At 74.3% G+C, this 16,186-nt stretch carries 18 protein-coding genes; 8 read left to right on the top strand and 10 right to left on the bottom strand.

Annotated features, from left to right (window positions below):
* Positions 1–16: 16 nt before the first annotated feature.
* From IEW03_RS02245 to IEW03_RS02255, 3 genes are read right to left on the bottom strand one after another with little or no spacing between them, the layout of a single operon-like run.
* Positions 17–1,324, bottom strand: coding sequence for an anaerobic C4-dicarboxylate transporter (locus tag IEW03_RS02245; RefSeq protein ID WP_188522041.1), 1,308 nt, complete (start codon positions 1,322–1,324; stop codon positions 17–19).
* Positions 1,321–2,931, bottom strand: a complete 1,611-nt coding sequence (aspA, locus tag IEW03_RS02250; protein ID WP_188522042.1) for an aspartate ammonia-lyase — start codon at positions 2,929–2,931, stop codon at positions 1,321–1,323. The genes IEW03_RS02245 and aspA overlap by 4 nt, the downstream gene beginning before the upstream one ends.
* Positions 2,932–2,941: 10 nt before the next feature.
* Positions 2,942–3,856: an alpha/beta hydrolase gene (locus tag IEW03_RS02255; RefSeq protein WP_188522043.1), complete on the bottom strand. Its 915-nt coding sequence runs from the start codon at positions 3,854–3,856 to the stop codon at positions 2,942–2,944.
* A 118-nt stretch (positions 3,857–3,974) separates the two neighbouring features.
* On the opposite strand from IEW03_RS02255, the gene IEW03_RS02260 reads away from it, so the two are divergent.
* The 3 genes from IEW03_RS02260 to IEW03_RS02270 are packed head-to-tail and all read left to right on the top strand — an operon-like array spanning position 3,975 to position 6,150.
* A complete protein-coding gene (locus tag IEW03_RS02260) occupies positions 3,975–4,556 on the top strand; it encodes a TetR/AcrR family transcriptional regulator (protein WP_188522044.1) in 582 nt (193 codons plus the stop codon).
* A gap of 4 nt (positions 4,557–4,560) precedes the next feature.
* Positions 4,561–4,917, top strand: coding sequence for an RNA-binding S4 domain-containing protein (locus tag IEW03_RS02265; protein WP_188522045.1), 357 nt, complete (start codon positions 4,561–4,563; stop codon positions 4,915–4,917).
* 45 nt (positions 4,918–4,962) lie between these two features.
* Entirely contained in the window at positions 4,963–6,150 is a 1,188-nt protein-coding gene (locus IEW03_RS02270; RefSeq protein WP_188522046.1) for a dipeptidase, read from the top strand.
* 33 nt (positions 6,151–6,183) lie between these two features.
* On the opposite strand, the gene IEW03_RS02275 is transcribed toward IEW03_RS02270, so the two are convergent.
* The 3 genes from IEW03_RS02275 to IEW03_RS02285 all read right to left on the bottom strand — a co-directional run bounded on the left by IEW03_RS02275 (position 6,184) and on the right by IEW03_RS02285 (position 7,890).
* Positions 6,184–6,423 (bottom strand): hypothetical protein, encoded by a 240-nt coding sequence (locus IEW03_RS02275; protein WP_229737329.1) that lies wholly within the window; start codon positions 6,421–6,423, stop codon positions 6,184–6,186.
* 256 nt (positions 6,424–6,679) lie between these two features.
* On the bottom strand, positions 6,680–7,234 hold the full coding sequence (locus IEW03_RS02280) for a GNAT family N-acetyltransferase (RefSeq protein WP_188522048.1): 555 nt from the start codon (positions 7,232–7,234) through the stop codon (positions 6,680–6,682).
* A gap of 74 nt (positions 7,235–7,308) precedes the next feature.
* A complete protein-coding gene (locus IEW03_RS02285) occupies positions 7,309–7,890 on the bottom strand; it encodes a 1-acyl-sn-glycerol-3-phosphate acyltransferase (protein ID WP_188522049.1) in 582 nt (193 codons plus the stop codon).
* 69 nt (positions 7,891–7,959) lie between these two features.
* On the opposite strand from IEW03_RS02285, the gene IEW03_RS02290 reads away from it, so the two are divergent.
* The 3 genes from IEW03_RS02290 (at position 7,960) to IEW03_RS02300 (ending at position 9,982) form a co-directional block, all read left to right on the top strand.
* Positions 7,960–8,340: a VOC family protein gene (locus IEW03_RS02290; RefSeq protein ID WP_188522050.1), complete on the top strand. Its 381-nt coding sequence runs from the start codon at positions 7,960–7,962 to the stop codon at positions 8,338–8,340.
* Positions 8,341–8,436: 96 nt separating this feature from the next.
* Entirely contained in the window at positions 8,437–9,021 is a 585-nt protein-coding gene (locus tag IEW03_RS02295) for a hypothetical protein (protein ID WP_188522051.1), read from the top strand.
* Between the two features lie 118 nt (positions 9,022–9,139).
* Entirely contained in the window at positions 9,140–9,982 is an 843-nt protein-coding gene (locus IEW03_RS02300) for a ferritin-like domain-containing protein (protein WP_188522052.1), read from the top strand.
* A 36-nt stretch (positions 9,983–10,018) separates the two neighbouring features.
* Here the strand turns inward: IEW03_RS02300 and IEW03_RS02305 are convergent, their stop codons facing one another.
* The 4 genes from IEW03_RS02305 to IEW03_RS02320 are packed head-to-tail and all read right to left on the bottom strand — an operon-like array spanning position 10,019 to position 13,641.
* Positions 10,019–10,453, bottom strand: coding sequence for a universal stress protein (locus tag IEW03_RS02305; RefSeq protein ID WP_229737330.1), 435 nt, complete (start codon positions 10,451–10,453; stop codon positions 10,019–10,021).
* Positions 10,450–12,069, bottom strand: a complete 1,620-nt coding sequence (locus IEW03_RS02310; protein WP_188522053.1) for a tripartite tricarboxylate transporter permease — start codon at positions 12,067–12,069, stop codon at positions 10,450–10,452. Before IEW03_RS02310 ends, IEW03_RS02305 begins: the two co-directional genes overlap by 4 nt.
* 13 nt (positions 12,070–12,082) lie before the next feature.
* Positions 12,083–12,607, bottom strand: coding sequence for a tripartite tricarboxylate transporter TctB family protein (locus IEW03_RS02315; protein WP_229737331.1), 525 nt, complete (start codon positions 12,605–12,607; stop codon positions 12,083–12,085).
* Complete coding sequence (locus IEW03_RS02320; RefSeq protein WP_188522054.1) at positions 12,604–13,641, bottom strand: Bug family tripartite tricarboxylate transporter substrate binding protein; 1,038 nt, start codon at positions 13,639–13,641, stop codon at positions 12,604–12,606. Before IEW03_RS02320 ends, IEW03_RS02315 begins: the two co-directional genes overlap by 4 nt.
* A 122-nt stretch (positions 13,642–13,763) precedes the next feature.
* Here IEW03_RS02320 and IEW03_RS02325 point away from each other — a divergent pair, with 122 nt between their 5' ends.
* Together IEW03_RS02325 and IEW03_RS02330 are read left to right on the top strand one after the other, a co-directional pair.
* Positions 13,764–15,491 carry a sensor histidine kinase gene (locus IEW03_RS02325; protein WP_229737332.1) on the top strand — a complete coding sequence of 576 codons (1,728 nt, stop codon included), beginning with the start codon at positions 13,764–13,766 and terminating at the stop codon, positions 15,489–15,491.
* Positions 15,488–16,183, top strand: coding sequence for a response regulator (locus tag IEW03_RS02330; protein ID WP_229737333.1), 696 nt, complete (start codon positions 15,488–15,490; stop codon positions 16,181–16,183). Before IEW03_RS02325 ends, IEW03_RS02330 begins: the two co-directional genes overlap by 4 nt.
* Positions 16,184–16,186: the final 3 nt, after the last annotated feature.

Raw genomic sequence — 16,186 nt, forward strand, 5'->3', positions numbered from 1 at the left:
GGACGGCCGCCGCCGCTCAGATCAGCAGCGGCGCCAGGCCGAACCCGATCGCGACGGCGGCGGCCACCGACACCAGCCCCGGGACCATGAACGAGTGGTTGAACACGTACTTGCCGATGCGCGTGGTGCCGGTGTCGTCGAGCTCGATCGCGGCGACGACGGTGGTGTACGTGGGCAGCAGGAAGAGCCCGGTGACGGCCGGGAACGAGGCGACGAGGGTGGTGGCGCCGACCCCCATCCCGGCGGCCACGGGCATCAGCGCGATGGTCGTGGCCGCCTGCGAGTACAGCAGCGCCGACGCGAGGAGCAGCACCACGGCGAGCATCCACGGGTAGTCGCGGATGATGTCGCCGCCGAGCCGCTCGATCGTGTCGGTGTGGCCCTGCACGAACGTGTTCCCGAGCCACGCGACGCCGATGATGCAGACCGCGGCGCTCATGCCGCTGCGGAACGTCTGCTGCGTGATGACGGTGCTCACGTCGATCTTGCACAGGACGGCGATGAGCAGCCCCGCCAGCAGCATGAACGTCATGATGGCGCCGCTGCGGGTGATCGTCGGGGCCTCGATGAGGGCCACGGAGTCGGAGACCGCGGTGGAGTAGAGCACGACGACGAGCAGCGCGACCGCGAAGACGACCAACGACAGCAGCGCCCGCGGGCGGGCGACGAACTCGGTGCGCTCGCGCCGTTTGACCAGGCCCTTGGCGAGCCGCTCCTGGTACACCGGGTCGTCCTGCAGCTCCACGCCCTGCCGGGACGCGACGACCGCGCCCAGCATGCAGCCCACGAGCGTCGAGACGCCCGCCACCGTGAGCATCGTGATGTAGTCGACGCCGAGCGGCTCCACGACCGCGGCCATCGCGACCACGGCCGCGGAGATGGGCGACGCCGCGATCGCCATCTGCGACGCCACCACCGCGATCGACAGCGGCCGCGACGGCCGGACGTTCGACTCCTTCGCCACCTCCGCGATCACCGGGAGGGTGGAGAAGGCGACCTGGCCGGTGCCCGCGAAGACCGTCATGAAGTAGGTGACGAGGGGTGCGAGGAAGGTGATGTTGCGCGGCCGCGCGCGCAGCAGCACCTCCGTCTTCGCCACGAGGTAGTCCAGACCGCCGGCGGCCTGCATCGCCGCGATCGCCGCGATGACGCACATGATGATGCCCAGCACGTCCCAGGGGACGCCCGTCGCCGGGTCGACCTCCAGGCCGAGCAGGCCGAGGACGATCACGCCGGCGCCGCCCGCCAGCCCGATCCCGATCCCGCCGAGCCGTGCCCCGATGAAGACGAAGACCAGGACGACGGCGAACTGGACGACGATCACCGCATCGTCCCGCCGGGCTCCTCACCGTGCTCGCCGGCCAGCGCCCGGTCGGGCGCCGGCGGCGGTACCTCCCCGGAGGGTTCGTCCGGTGCGGGGTCGGGCACCGACGGCGCACCGGTGGCGTCGTCGGACTCCACGACCCGGGTCGACTCGCCCTGCTCGTCCAGCGGCGGGATGCCGCGCTCGTCGGGCGCGTAGAAGCGCCCGGTGTAGCGCGGGTGCAGGAAGTTCTCGGTGGTGAGGATGGCGTCCACCTCGGCCTCGCTGAGCAGGCCGCGCGCCACGACGACGTCGCGCACGCCCCGTCCGGTGGCCGCGGCCTCCTTGCCGACCAGGTCGCCGTGGTGGTGCCCGATCACCTCGTTGAGGTAGGTGACGATCCCGATCGAGCCCAGCACGTGCGCGCGGGTCACGTCGGCGTTGGCGGTGATGCCGGCGACGCACTTGGTGCGCAGGGCGTCGCACGCGTTGGTCAGCAGCCGGATCGACTCGAACATGGACTGCGCCAGCACCGGCTCCATGACGTTGAGCTGGAGCTGGCCGGCCTCGGCGGCGTGCGTGATGGTCACGTCGTTGCCCATGACCTTGAAGCACACCTGGTTGACGACCTCGGGGATCACCGGGTTCACCTTGGCCGGCATGATCGACGAGCCCGCCTGCAGCTCGGGCAGGTTGATCTCGTTCAGGCCCGCGCGCGGCCCCGAGGACAGCAGGCGCAGGTCGTTGCAGATCTTCGAGAGCTTGGCCGCGAGCCGCTTCACCGCGGAGTGCACGGCGAGGTAGGCGCCGTTGTCGTACGTGGCCTCGACGAGGTTCTCGGCCGGCACGGTGGCCAGCCCGCTCACCTCGGCGAGCCGCCGGGCCGCGACCTTCGGGTAGCCGGGCGGGGTGTTGAGCCCCGTGCCGATGGCGGTGGCGCCGAGGTTGACCTCCAGGAGCAGCTCGGCGGCGACGCTCAGGCGCTTGACCTCCTCGGCGACGTTCACCGAGAAGCCCGCGAACTCCTGCCCCAGGCTCATGGGCACCGCGTCCTGCAGCTGCGTGCGCCCCATCTTCACGACGTCCGCGAACTCCGACGCCTTCTCGTCGAACGCCCGGGACAGGCGACGCACCGAGACGGTCAGCGCGTCGACGAGGGCGTACACCGCGAGGCGGAACCCGGTGGGGTAGGCGTCGTTGGTGGACTGCGACTTGTTGACGTGGTCGTTCGGGTTGATGACGTCGTACCGGCCGAGGGGGAACCCGGCCCGCTCGAGCGCGAGGTTCGCGATCACCTCGTTGGTGTTCATGTTGACGCTGGTGCCGGCGCCGCCCTGGAACACGTCGATCGGGAACTGGTCGAGGCACCGACCGTTCACGAGGATCTCGTCGCAGGCGTCCACGATGGCGTCCGCGACGTCGCGCTGCACGGCCCGCAGCTCGCGGTTCGCGAGCGCCGCCGCCTTCTTCACCATCACCATCCCGCGGATCATCTCGGGCACGTCGTTGACGGTGGTCCCGGAGATGGGGAAGTTCTCGACCGCCCGGACGGTGTGGATCCCGTAGTACGCCTCGGCGGGCACCTCACGGGTCCCCAGCAGGTCTTCTTCGACGCGTACCTCGCTCATGGGGCAGACGCTAGCAACCGGGACGGACCCCCGCCCGGAGGAGGAAGTCGGTCTGGTCCTGGAGCAGCCGGGCGCGGACCTCCGGTCGGTAGACGTCGAAGTGGGTGACCGGATAGGTGCGGAGGGTCCCGCGTGGTGCCGTGTCGGCGAGGTGCGCGTTGGTCGAGGCCCCGGTCTCGCGGTCGCCCTCCGCGAGGCAGACGAGCAGCGGGGCGCGGATCCGCCCGACGCCGTCCCCGGGGCGGTACCGCATCATGCTGAGCAGGCTGCGCGCCGCGACCTCGTTGCGCCAGGTGTGGCTCGTGAGGACCTCGATCGTCCGCTCCGCCTCGGGCGAGACCATGACGGCGAGCTCGTCGGGCCTGCCGACGGCCTTCGCGTAGACCGGGGGCCGGCCGAGCCTGCCCCGGGCCGCGTCGAGGAGGATGGCCCCGAGCAGGCGGGCGGTGTGCCGGGCCGACCGCCCCTCCACCCGCCGGGGGAACCCGTTGAACGGCACCTGCGCGACGACGGCGGCGACGCCCGGGTCCTCGGCCGCGATGGTCAGCACGTGGCCGCCGCCCAGCGAGCTGCCCCAGAGGGCGACCCGGTCGGCGGCGACGTCCGGCCGCGCGCGGACGTGGGCGACGACGGCGCGGATGTCCCGGAGCTGCCCGGGCACGGTCACCACCTGCCGGGGCGTGCCGCCGCTCGTGCCGAAGGAGCGGTAGTCGAAGGTCGTGGCCACGAAGCCCGCGCGCGCGAAGGCCTCGGCCGCCGCCACGATGGAGGGGGTGTCCTGCGTGCCGCTGAAGCCGGTGCAGAGCACGACAGCGGGTCGCGGCCCGGACCCGGGGTCGGGCGGGGTGGTGTACACGTGCCCCGTCACGGGGGTGTCGTCCACGGTGAGCTCGACGAGCTCGTCCGCGACCGCGATCTCGCGCATGGTTCCTCCTGGTGGCTCGGTGCCGGAGCACCGCCGTACTGACCTACCGGTAAGTAAACATTCGGCGTCGAGCGAGCGCAAGACTTACCGACCGGTAGGTCGACGCTAGGCTGCTCCCGTGCCGCGTACCCCAGCCAGCCACACCCGCGAGCGGATCCAGTCGGCAGCCCTCGAGCTCTTCGCCGCGCAGGGGCTCCAGCAGACGAGCATGCGCCAGATCGCCGACCGGCTCGGGCTGACCAAGCCCGCCCTCTACTACCACTTCGCCTCGCGCGAGGAGCTGGTCCGCAGCCTCGTCCAGCCGCTCGTCGACGACGTCGAGGAGCTCCTGGCCCGGGTCGAGGCCCAGGACGCCGACGACGCCGCAGGCCCCCGGCCGGTCCTGGAGGCGTTCTTCGACATCACGTACCGGCACCGCGCGATCAACCAGCTCGCGGTGCGGGAGCTCAGCGCGCTGGCCTACCTCGACCTCGGCACGCGCGTGGTCGGCTGGCGGCACCGGCTCACGACCCTCCTCGTCGGGGCCGACGCCGACCTCGCGGCCCGGACGCGCGCCGTCGTCGCGGCCGGAGGCCTCGCCGACTGCATCGTCATGTTCCCGGAGGTGTCGCTCGACGACCTGCGCACCCCCGCGATCGACGCCGCCTGCGCGGCTCTCGTCGGGGACCCGACACCTCCGCGAGACACCGTGAGAGGCTGACGGCGTGCGCGTGGACGTGTGGCTGTGGGCGGTCCGGCTCTTCAAGAGCCGGTCCGCGTCGGCCGCGCTGCTGCGCGCCGGCCGGGTCCGGGTGAACGACGTCGTGGCCAAGCCGTCGACGTCGGTCGCCGTCGGCGACACGATCACCTGGCGCGACCCGCTGCGCGACCGCAAGGTCGTCGTCGTGGAGCTGCTGCCCAAGCGGGTGGGCGCCCCGCTCGCCGTCAAGGCGTACCGCGACGAGAGCCCGCCCGTGCCGACGCGCGAGGAGCGTGCCGCCGTCGGCCTGCGCGACCGCGGTGCCGGCCGTCCGACCAAGCGCGAGCGCCGCGAGATCGACAGGCTGCGCGGGCGTCGCTGACCCCGTGCGGTCGCCGGGACGCCCGACGGCGGTAGCGTGCGGCCCATGAGCGCTACCGCCGACCGCATCGCCGCCCTCCTGCGTCAGCACCCCGTCTGGGACGGGCACAACGACCTGCCGTGGGAGGCGCGCGACCAGGTCGGGTACGACTGGGAGCGGCTCGACATCGGGGGCGACACGTCCGACCGCACCCACACCGACATCGCCCGGCTGCGCGCCGGGGGAGTGGGCGCCCAGTTCTGGTCCGTCTACGTGCCGTCGAACCTGCCCGGCAGCGCCGCCGTCACGGCCACGCTCGAGCAGGTGGACGCCGTGCGCCGCATGGTCGCGCGCTGGCCGGAGCACCTCGCGCTCGCCCTGACCGCCGACGACGTCGAGGACGCGTGGGCCCACGGCCGCATCGCCTCGCTCATGGGCGCCGAGGGCGGGCAGTCGATCGACTCGTCGATGGGCACGCTGCGCGCGCTCTACGAGCTGGGCGTGCGGTACATGACCCTCACGCACAACCACAACAACCCGTGGGCGGAGTCGGCCACCGACGCCCCCGCCCCGCACGGCGGGCTGTCCGCCTTCGGGCGCGAGGTCGTGCGCGAGATGAACCGGCTCGGCATGCTCGTGGACCTCTCGCACGTCTCGGCGGGCACGATGCGCGCGGCGCTCGACGTCTCCGAGGCGCCGGTCATCTTCTCGCACAGCTCCGCGCGGGCCGTGTGCGACGTGCCCCGCAACGTGCCCGACGACGTCCTCGCGCGCCTCGCCGACAACGGCGGCGTGTGCATGGTGACCTTCGTGCCCAGCTTCGTCACGCCCGCGATCGGCCAGTGGCGTGCCGCAGCCGGCGAGGCTGCCCGGGCCGCCGGCGTCGCGCCCAACGACGTCGCCGAGTTCGACCGGTTCGCGACCGCCTGGGGCGAGACGCACCCGAAGCCCGCCACGACGCTCGACGACGTCGTCGCGCACGTCGAGCACGTGCGCGAGGTCGCCGGCCCCCGGCACGTCGGCCTCGGCGGGGACTACGACGGCGCCGGAGGCTTCGCGGACGAGCTGCGCGACGTCACCGGCTACCCCCGCCTCCTCGCGGCGCTCGCCGACCGCGGCTGGTCGGACCCCGACCTCGCCGGGCTCGCCAGCGGCAACGTGCGGCGGGTGCTGCGGGACGCCGAGGGCGTCGCACAGCGGCTGCAGGGCGAGCGCGCCCCGAGCGTCGCGCGGATCGAGGACCTCGACGCCTGACCCGTCACGCCGGGGACGTGCCGCGGCGGAGGGTCAGGCGCTCAGGGTGCGCTGCGACCAGCTCGCGCCCAGCGTGCGCAGCACGTCCTGCGGGTCGCGCCGGGTCGCGTCGGAGTAGGCGTGCAACGACATCACCGACGCCGTGAGCATCGTCGTGATGACCTCGCGGGCCAGCCGGGGGTCGGTGCTGGCCTCGTCCAGGAGCTCCTGCACGACCCGCGCCCGGATGCCGAGCTCAGGCTCCGAGCAGGCCGTGAGCAGTGCGATCGTCATCGACCCCGCGTCAGCGTTCATGACTTCCCCCGTCCGCGTGCCGCCCCCCGATGGTCCTGGTCTATCGCACGTGGACCCGAGGCGCATGCGGAGCGGTGCCTAGCCTGGCCTGCACCTCCGCCTCAGTCGTGTCTTGTGACGCCTGCACCCTGCGCTGCACCTCCGCCTCAGTCGTGTCTTGTGACGCCTGAGTCTGCGGCTCCGCTGCGGGCGGGTGCCTCGTCCCTCGGCCCCCACCCTCCGCTGCACCTCCGCCTCAGTCGTGCAGGATGCGCTGGTAGAGCGCGTGGTCCTGCCACCGCCCGGCGATCTGCAGGTAGCGCGGAGCCGTGCCGATCCGTTCGAAGCCGGTGCGCGTGAGCACCTGCTGCGACGCGCCGTTGTGCAGCAGCGTCGCCGCCTGCACCCGGTGCAGCCCGAGCTGGTCGCGCGCGAGATCGCAGGCGGCGCCGGCTGCGGCGGTCATGACGCCCCGGCCCGTGAGCCGGACGTCGACCCAGTAGCCGAGGTGGGCGTTGCGGAACGAGCCGAGCACGATGTCGGAGAGGTTCACCCGGCCGACGAGCTCGCCGTCGCGCTCCAGCACGAGCGGGACCCCGCGCCCCGAGCCGCGCTCCAGCAGCTGCACCGGCACCTGCCGCGAGTGGTACTCCGCCGTGTAGAAGGCCAGCGGCCGTGCCGGCTCCCACTGTTCGAGGTGGTCGCGGTTGCGGTCGTACGCGGCCGCGAGCTCCGGGCCGTCGTCGCGGCGCAGCGACCGCAGGACGACGTCGTGGGGCAGGGGGATCTCGATCTCGGGGGCGTCGGGCACGAGCGCGACAGTATCGGCTCGCGGCCCGGGGCGGGCTCCGCGGACGGCGGCGACGGCGCTTCGGCGCGCGCCCGTCAGGCCGCGGTGTCCTCGTCGCGCAGTCGCGGCTCGGTGCGCAGCTCCGGCCGCAGGCCGGACTTGTCGGCGTAGAACGCGCGGATCTCGTCCATGTCGGCGCGCACGTCGCCGGTGAGGCGCAGCGTGGGACCCAGCCCGGTGGTCATGGTGGTGCGGTCCACGTACCCGAGCGTCACGGGCAGGTCGGCGGCCCGGGCGATGCGGTAGAAGCCGGACTTCCAGCCGTCACCCGACCGGGTGCCCTCCGGGGTGACGACGAGGTGGAAGACCTCCCCGCGGCTCACGCGCGCGAGGACGTCGTCGACGACGCTGCTCGGGTCGCGCCGGTCGACGGGGATGCCGCCCAGTGCGCGCATCAGTGGCCCCCGCCAGCCGGCGAAGAGCGTGTGCTTGCCCAGCCACCGCACGTCGATGCCGAGCCGCCACGCGATGGCGAGCATGATCAGGAAGTCCCAGTTGGACGTGTGCGGCGCGCCGACGAGGATGCTCGCCTGGCGCGGCACGGCCTCGACGCGCAGCGTCCACCGGCTGAGGCGCCAGTACGCGCGGGCGAGGGTCCGCCGGAGGTTCCTGAGCATCGTGCGACTCTACCGGCCCGGCAGGCCGGAGCCGGACGTGTTGTCGGAGGGCGGGAGCATGCTGCCGGGATGAGCCAGCACACGCACGGCATCCATCACACGGTCGACTACCTCGAGCTCCCGGCGACCGACCTCGCGGCGGCGCAGGCGTTCTACGCCGCCGCGTTCGGCTGGGAGTTCGTCCCGTACGGCCCGGCGTACGCGGGCATCCGCACCGCCGCGGAGCAGGCGCCCGCCGAGGCGGGCGGGCTGCGCCTCGCCGAGGAGGCCGAGATCGCCCGGGGCGGGCCGTTCGTCCTGCTGTACTCCGACGACCTCGACGCCACGCTCGCCGCGGTGACCTCCGCGGGCGGGCAGGTGGTGAACGGCCCCTACGAGTTCCCCGGCGGGCGCCGCTTCCACTTCCTCGACCCGAGCGGCAACGAGCTGGGCGTGTGGTCGACGTCCTGACCGGGGCTCCGGGCGCGCCACCGACCGGTTGAGCGCGCGGCCGACCGACTTGTCGGCCGCGGGTAGTGATCGCCGCCCTGCCGGCAATGAACGGGTATGAGCCATCGTCACGCCGGGCAAGTGTCCGCGGCGCTCCTCTACGGCCTCGTCGCCGCCGGTGGCGTCATGGTGTGGGTCGCCGGCGCCGGCCTGCTCATGACGTTCGACCCGACGGGCGACCACGTCCTCGGCTGGGCATGCGTCGTCGTGGGGGCCGTCGGCCTGCTCGCGGCCACGGCGACCGTGGTCTCGCTGCTGCGCACGCCCCGGATCGTCGCGCACGACCCGTCGGGCGGGCGGTGGTCGATACGGGCCACGCCCGTGCCGCTGCGGATCGCCGACTCCGCTCGCCTGGCCGAGGGCTCCCACGGGGAGGCGCTGGCCGCCCAGGTGGTGCGCGCCGCCACCCGGCGCCACGGCGCCCGCTCCGACACCACGCAGGCGGTGATGCTGCTGCGCCAGGTCCTCGCGCTGGCCGAGCGCTCGACGGACGGCGCGTCGTCGTCCGCCGAGCCCGTGGCGGAGGCCGAGTGGCGACAGGTGCGCGCGGCCGTGATCGACTTCGCCCTCCGGGCGTCGGACCACCCGCCGCAGCCCGTCTCTCCCACGCCGCCGCCCCAGCGCGCCCCGGCGCCCTGGTGACGCGCGGCCGGGGAGGTGCACCCCGTTGGTGCATCCTTGCCGGACCCCGTGTGTGAAGCGTCGTCGGATCGTGTGGACGCACGGTCGGGCGGGTGCTCACGACGCTACGTTCCCGACCATGACCAGCAACGACGCATCGGACACGACCGGCACCTCAGACGCAGGTCCGGCACCCGCCGGGTTCACCGTCTGGGTGGAGCACTTCGTCGCGAACCGGGCCACCCAGCTCGCGATGGAGCGGGAGGTCGACTGGGGCGCCCCCTGCACGGTGGCTCCTGCGGCCCGGGCGGCTCTCGTCCGGTCGTTCCAGCGCTTCGAGCTCGGTGAGGACGGCGACGGCGCCCGGCTCCTCGCCAAGGCGCGCCGGGCCGGGGACCCGGTGTACGTCGAGGCGCTGCAGCGACTCGTCGTCGAGGAGCAGCGGCACTCGGCGCTCTTCCGGCGGGGGCTGGAGCACCTCGGGGCGCCGCGGCTCGACGAGCACTGGTCGGACGCGGTGTTCACCCGGCTGCGGCGGCTGCTCGGCCTGCGCACCGAGCTCGCGCTCTTCCTCGTCGCGGAGTCCGTGGCCATGGACTACTTCACGGCCCTCGCGACCCGCGCCCCGGACCCGGTGCTGCGGGGGATCGGCCGCCGCGTGGCCTCGGACGAGGTGCACCACCTGAGGTTCCAGGCCGACCGCCTGCGCCAGGGGTTCGCGGGCGTGCCGCGCGTCGTCCGGGCGGGGGTGGGTGTGCTCTGGACGGTCGTCGCGGCGGGTGCGGCGACCGTCCTCGTCGTCGACCACGGCGGTGCGCTGCGCGCCTGCGGGCTCCGGCGAGGGCGGGTGTGGCTCGACGGGACGCGACGCTTCGCCGCCCAGGCGCGCCTGGTGCTCGGCACCCCCGAGGCCGGGATGCTCGGCCCGGCCCCGGCAGAGGCCGTGGTGGCGGCCACCGGAGCCGGCGGCCGTCGGGGGTGAGACTCGGGCCCGGTGCCGGAAGACCGGCCCGGGCCGTCAGGCCGGCTGCGACCCCGGCTTGACCGCGAGCACCGGGCACGTGGCGGTGAGCAGGATCCGCTGCGCCACGCTGCCCATGAGCAGCTTGCCCACCGGGCTGCGGTGCCGCAGGCCCACGACGACGAGCCGGGCGTCCAGCTCGGCGGCGACGTCGAGCACCTGCTCGGCGACGTCGCGGCCCATCTCCTGGCGCACCACGTGCGGCAGGCCGGTGGCCCGCAGCCGCTCGGTGACGTCGGCGAGGCGGTCGGGTGCCGCGTAGCGCTCGTCGACGTACGCGTCGCCCCGGGTGCCGTTGACGACGGCGACCCCGCGCCCCTTCTCGCCCGCGGCGGCGACGGCATGCTCGAGCGCCGCCTGCCCGAACTCGTCCGGCGTCCACGCCACGACGACCCACCCGGCCGCCGGCTGCTGCTCCACCTCGTGGGTCACCGCTGGTCCCCTTCCGTCCCGGCGGCGGCGCGCTCGCCGTCGCCGTCCGCTCGTCCGTCGGTGTCGTCGTCGGTCCCGTCGACCGTCTGCGCCTCCGCCCGCGCCCGCCACCGGGACAGCAGCGGCCGGCTCGCCAGCACCAGCAGCAGGACGGCGTAGATCGCGATCGCGAGCGGCTCGCTCCACAGGATCGCGGGGTCGCCGCCGGAGATGGTGAGCGCCTCGCGCAGCTTCGTCTCCATGAGCGGGCCCAGGATGACGCCGAGGATGAGCGGCAGCACCGGCAGCCCGAAGCGCCGCATCGCCAGGCCGAGCAGGCCGAACAGCAGCAGCAGCCCGATGTCGAACGGGTCGAGGTTGGTGGCGTACGCGCCGAGGCAGGCGAAGAAGATGATGCCGGCGTACAGCTGCGGCCGCGGGATGCGCAGCAGCTTGGCCCACAGCGGGGCCAGCGGCAGGTTGAGCACCAGCAGCAGCAGGTTGCCGACGAGCAGGCTCGCCAGGAGCGTCCACACCATGTCCGCGTGGTCGGTCATGAGCTGCGGGCCCGGCTGGATGCCGTACCCCTGCAGCGCGGACAGCATCACCGACGCCGTCGCGGTGACGGGCAGGCCGAGCGCCAGCATCGGCACCAGCATCCCCGCGGCGGACGCGTTGTTCGCGGCCTCCGGGCCGGCGACGCCCTCGATGGCGCCCTTGCCGAACTCGTCCGTACGCAGCGCCGCCTCGCGGCCCTTCGCGCCGCGCCTCGTGCGCCTCGCGAGCCTGCGCTCGGTGACGTACGACAGGAACGTCGGCAGCTCGGCGCCGCCCGCGGGCAGCGCGCCGAACGGGAAGCCGTACGCGGTGCCGCGCAGCCAGGGCTTCCAGGAGCGGCGCCAGTCGTCGCGGCCCAGCCACGGCTGGCCCACCGGCACCACCCGGGCGGGCTTGCGACGCAGGTGGGCCGCGACCCACAGCGCCTCGCCGAGGGCGAAGATGCCGACCGCGACCACGACGATGTCGAGCCGGTCGGTGAGCTGCGTCACGCCGAACGTCAGGCGCGGCTGGCCCGTGTTGAGGTCGAGCCCGACCAGGCCGATCGTCAGGCCGACGAACAGCGACAGGAAGCCGCGCAACGGGCTCGCGCCCAGCACCGTCGTCGTCATCACCAGCGCCAGCACCATGAGCGCGAAGTACGACGGTGCGCCGATCTCCACGGCGACGTCCGCCAGGGCCGGCGCGAACATCGCGACCAGCAGCGTGCCGATGGTGCCGGCGACGAACGACCCGATGGCGGCGGTCGCGAGCGCCTGCGCGCCCCGCCCGGCGCGGGCCATGAGGTTGCCCTCGAGCGCCGTCATCACCGACGCCGACTCGCCGGGGGTGTTGAGCAGGATCGACGTCGTCGACCCGCCGTACATGCCGCCGTAGTACAGGCCGGCGAACATGATGAACGCCTGCGTGGGCTCCAGCCCGAAGGTCACGGGCAGCAGCAGCGCGATCGCCATCGCCGGCCCGATGCCGGGCAGCACGCCGACGAAGGTGCCGAGCAGCACGCCGACGGCGGCGTACAGCAGGTTGACGGGGGTCAGGGCGGCGGCGAGGCCGTCGGCCAGCAGTCCGAGGTTCTCCATCAGTCCCGCCTCCTCACAGGATCCCGTCGAGGACGCCGGGGGTGAGCGGGATGCCCAGCCCGACGACGAAGCCGTACCAGCTGCCCACCGCGAGCACGAGGCCCACGAGGACGTCGCGGATCAGGGTCCGGCTGCCCAGCGCCCACGCGGCGCCGGCGAAGAGCAGGGCGCCCGCGAGCGCCCACCCGAGCCAGCTCACCGTGGCGATCGTGAGCAGGACGACCGCGACGAGCTTCAGCACCGTCGTGCGGTCCGTGGGGCTGGTGAGGTCGACGTCCTCGCCGGCCTCCGGCTCGGGGCGCGAGCCGCGCGCCGTCGCGACCGCCAGCCACACGGCGGTCACGACCAGCCCCGTGCCGATGACGACGGGGAAGACGCGCGGGCCCACGGGGTCGGCGAACCCGACCTCGAGCGTCATGGCGTCGTACACGGTGTACGCGCCCACGACCAGCAGCACGGCGGCCAGGCCGTACTGCGCGCGGTCCACGCGCGGCGTGCTCTGCGGCCCCGCGACCGGGGGCTCCACCTGGGTGCTCACAGCAGGTCCAGCTCCTTCAGGGTGGTCGAGACCCGCTCGTCCTCGTCGCGCAGGAACTGCTCGAAGTCGTCGCCGGTGACGAACGCGTCGGTCCAGCCGTTGTCGGTCAGCGCATGCTGCCACTCCGGCGAGTCGTGCATACGGGTGAGCTGCTCGATGAGCTCGGCGCGCCGTTCCTCGCTGATGCCGGGCGGCGCGATCACGCCGCGCCAGTTGGTGAAGACGAGGTCGATGCCGCTCTCCGTGAGGGTCGGGACGTCGGCGAGCACGTCCTCCGCGACGCGCTCCTCGCCCGAGACGGCGAGCACGCGCAGCTCGCCCGCGGCGATCTGCCCCTCGAACTCGGCGAGCCCGGAGAACCCGACCTGGATCTTGTTGCCGAGCAGCGCGCTGGTCAGCGGGCCGCCGCCGTCGTACGACACGTACCGCACCTGCTTCGGGTCGACGCCCGTCGCCTTGGCGAGCTGCATGGGGAACAGGTGGTCGGGGCCGCCGGGTGACGACCCGCCGCCCACCACGACCGAGCCCGGGTCCTTCTCCCACGCGGCGACCAGGTCGTCGATGGTGCGGAACGGCGAGTCGGCGGGCACGAGCACGCCCTCCTGCTCCTCGATGAGCTGGGCGAGCGGCGTCGCGTCGTGCGGGCGGGCGTCCACCCCGAAGGAGTACGTCGACCCGACGACGCCGAGGCCGAGCGTCATCATGAGCCGCTCGTTGCCCTCCTCGCCCATGAGGCGTGACATCGCGACCGAGCCGCCCGCGCCGAGGATGTTGGTCACCTGCAGGTCGCCGCCGGTGATGTCGCCACGGTCGAGGACGCCGACGGCCGCGCGGCCCGTCTGGTCGTACCCGCCGCCGGGGCTGTTGGGGATCCACATGTCCATGTCGGCGGAGTCGTCGCCGCGCGTCACCCCGCACGCCGCGGTCACGGCGACGAGCGCCGTCACCAGGGCTGCGGCCAGCGCGGCGCGCGCGCCCCGCCGTCCTGCCCCGCCCCCGTCCGGGGTCCATGGGCCGGATGTCGTCGTCGACATCGGTCTGCCTCCACGTCGAGTTCATACTGGGTCGTCCTGGCGGGGCGGCTGCGCCCCGCGACCGATCGTCACAGGCCCGACGGCGCACGTCACCCTTGGGCAACCAATGGAGGTTGTGGAACTTGCGGTCACGCGGTGCGGGCGGCGGCGGCCGCCGCTGGCGACTCACGCTCGGCGGACAGGTGCTGGTGCTGCAGCTCGCCGTCCTGCTCGTGGTCGTGGCCGCGGCCGCCGTCGTCTTCCTCGGGCAGGTGGACGCCGCCTTCCGCGACGACCGAGCCGACCGGCTGGAGGTCGCGGCGGAGGGGCTGGCCGGCATCCCCGCCGTGCAGGAGTCGCTCGCCGCCGAGGTGCCGGACCGGCGCGCGCTCGGCTTCTACCTGCAGACCCGCGCCGCGTACGTCGACGCGACCAACGCCTACCTCACGGACCTCGACGGGCGGATCCTGGTCGCGACCGACCCCACGCGGGCCGGCGAGCACCTCACCCTGCCCGCCGGCGCGACCACCCGGGCGGGCAGCGGCGACGTCGAGGACGTCGGCGGCCGGGCGATCGCGGCCTGGGTGCCGGTCTACGGCAGCGCCGGGCAGGGGCCGGACGCGGCGCCGCGCCCGGTGGCCGTCGCCGTCCTCGCCGACCCGTACCCGCCGCTGCGCGAGCGGCTGTCCCGCGCGGGCGGCGACGTGCTGGTGGTCGTGGGGATCGGGCTGGCGGTCGCGGCCGCCGGGTCGTGGCTGCTGTCCCGGCTGGTGAAGCGCCGTACGCGCGGCCTCGAGCCCGCGCAGATCGCGGCGCTCGCGGACCACCGCGAGGGGGTGCTGCGCTCCATCCGCGAGGGCGTGGTCGTCGTGGGCGACGACGGCCGCGTGAGCCTCATGAGCGACAGCGCCCGCGAGCTGCTCGGCCTCGCGGGAGTCCCCGCCGACCCGGCGGGCCGGCGTCTCGACGACCTGGGTCTCGACCCGGCCGTGCACGACCTGCTGCGCGGCACGGACGAGGTGCGCGACGCCGTGCTCGTGTCCGGGGCCACCGTGCTGGTGCTCAACCGGCGGCGCGTGCTGCACGACGGCCGGCCGGCCGGGACCGTGACGACCCTGCGCGACCGCACCGAGCTGCTGGCGCTGCAGAGCGAGCTGCACGCCCGCGAGTCCGTCACCGAGACGCTGCGCGCCCAGACGCACGAGTTCAGCAACCAGCTGCACACCGTGTCGGGGCTGCTGGAGCTGGGCGAGTACGAGGAGGTGGGCCGGTTCGTCGACCGGCTCACCCGGCGTCGGGCCGACGTGAGCGAGGACGTGACCGCGCGGGTGGCCGACCCGGCCGTGGCGGCCCTGCTGATCGCGAAGGCGACGCTCGCCGACGAGCGGCACGTCGCCCTGGCGGTGGCCCCGGGCAGCGCCCTGCCGCGCCTCGACCCGGACCTGTCGGCCGACGTCGGCACCGTGCTCGGCAACCTCGTCGACAACGCCGTCGACGCCGCGGCGGCGGGCGGCGACCGGCGCCCGCCGCGGGTAGAGGTGCGGCTGACGACGGAGGCGGACGGCGCGGTCGTCGTCGAGGTCGCGGACAGCGGACCGGGCGTGCCGCCCGAGCAGTCGGACACGATCTTCCGGCGCGGGTGGAGCACCAAGCCCGCCGGGGCGGCGGGCCGGGGCGTCGGGCTGGCGCTGGTGCACGTGCTCGCGCAGCGCCGCGGCGGCGAGGTGACGGTGCACAATGATCCCGCCGTGGGCGGCGCCGTCTTCATCGCCCGCCTGCCCCGGTCGGGGGCGAACCCGGCCGAGCCACCGACCGAGCCACCGACCGACCTGCCGACCGACCTGCCGACAGACGAGGAGCGACCCGCGTGAGCCTCGACGTGCTCGTGGTGGACGACGACTTCATGGTCGCGTCCATCCACCGACGCTTCGTGGAGCGCGTGCCGGGGTTCCGGGTGGTCGCCGAGGCGCACACCGGGGCCGACGCGCTCGCCGCCGTGGAGCGGCTGCACCCCGACCTGGTGCTGCTCGACGTGCACCTGCCGGACATCGGCGGCATCGAGGTGCTGCGGCGGCTGCGCGCGGCCGGGCACGACCTCGGGGTCGTCGTCATCACCGCGGCCCGCGAGGCCGACACCGTGCGCGCCGCCGCGGCGGGCGGCGCGGCGCACTACCTCGTGAAGCCGTTCGCGTCCGAGGACCTGACCGCCCGGCTCACCGAGTTCCGGCGCTCCCGCGAGGCGCTCGCGGGTCTGGGCGACGCGGACCCCGCGGGGCAGGCGGACGTGCAGGCCGGCATCGACGCCGTCTTCGCCCGGACACCGCAAGCCTCCGGCCCGCGGCCGCCCCTGCCCAAGGGGCTGAGCCAGGAGACGGCCGACGCGGTGCTGGCGGCGCTGGCCGCCGGCGACGAGCTCAGCGCCGCCGAGTGCGCCGACGCCGTCGGCGTCAGCCGCGTCAGCGCCAGGCGGTACCTCGAGCACTTCGCCGCGACCGACCGCGCGGCGGTGCGGCTGAACTACGGCACCGCCGGGCGCCCGGAGCGTCGCTACCGCCTGCGCTGAGCC

The sequence above is a fragment of the Isoptericola cucumis genome, assembly GCF_014635665.1.
GTDB classification, from domain to species: Bacteria; Actinomycetota; Actinomycetes; order Actinomycetales; family Cellulomonadaceae; genus Isoptericola; species Isoptericola cucumis.

Bases quoted from the DNA above. Each gene is read 5' to 3' on its own strand.
- aspA (WP_188522042.1), bottom strand. From the start codon at position 2,931: ATGAGCGAGGTACGCGTCGAAGAAGACCTGCTGGGGACCCGTGAGGTG.
- IEW03_RS02255 (WP_188522043.1), bottom strand. From the start codon at position 3,856: ATGCGCGAGATCGCGGTCGCGGACGAGCTCGTCGAGCTCACCGTGGAC.
- IEW03_RS02275 (WP_229737329.1), bottom strand. From the start codon at position 6,423: ATGACGATCGCACTGCTCACGGCCTGCTCGGAGCCTGAGCTCGGCATC.
- IEW03_RS02300 (WP_188522052.1), top strand. From the start codon at position 9,140: ATGACCAGCAACGACGCATCGGACACGACCGGCACCTCAGACGCAGGT.
- IEW03_RS02285 (WP_188522049.1), bottom strand. From the start codon at position 7,890: ATGCTCAGGAACCTCCGGCGGACCCTCGCCCGCGCGTACTGGCGCCTC.
- IEW03_RS02310 (WP_188522053.1), bottom strand. From the start codon at position 12,069: ATGGAGAACCTCGGACTGCTGGCCGACGGCCTCGCCGCCGCCCTGACC.
- IEW03_RS02295 (WP_188522051.1), top strand. From the start codon at position 8,437: ATGAGCCATCGTCACGCCGGGCAAGTGTCCGCGGCGCTCCTCTACGGC.
- IEW03_RS02290 (WP_188522050.1), top strand. From the start codon at position 7,960: ATGAGCCAGCACACGCACGGCATCCATCACACGGTCGACTACCTCGAG.
- IEW03_RS02270 (WP_188522046.1), top strand. From the start codon at position 4,963: ATGAGCGCTACCGCCGACCGCATCGCCGCCCTCCTGCGTCAGCACCCC.
- IEW03_RS02320 (WP_188522054.1), bottom strand. From the start codon at position 13,641: ATGTCGACGACGACATCCGGCCCATGGACCCCGGACGGGGGCGGGGCA.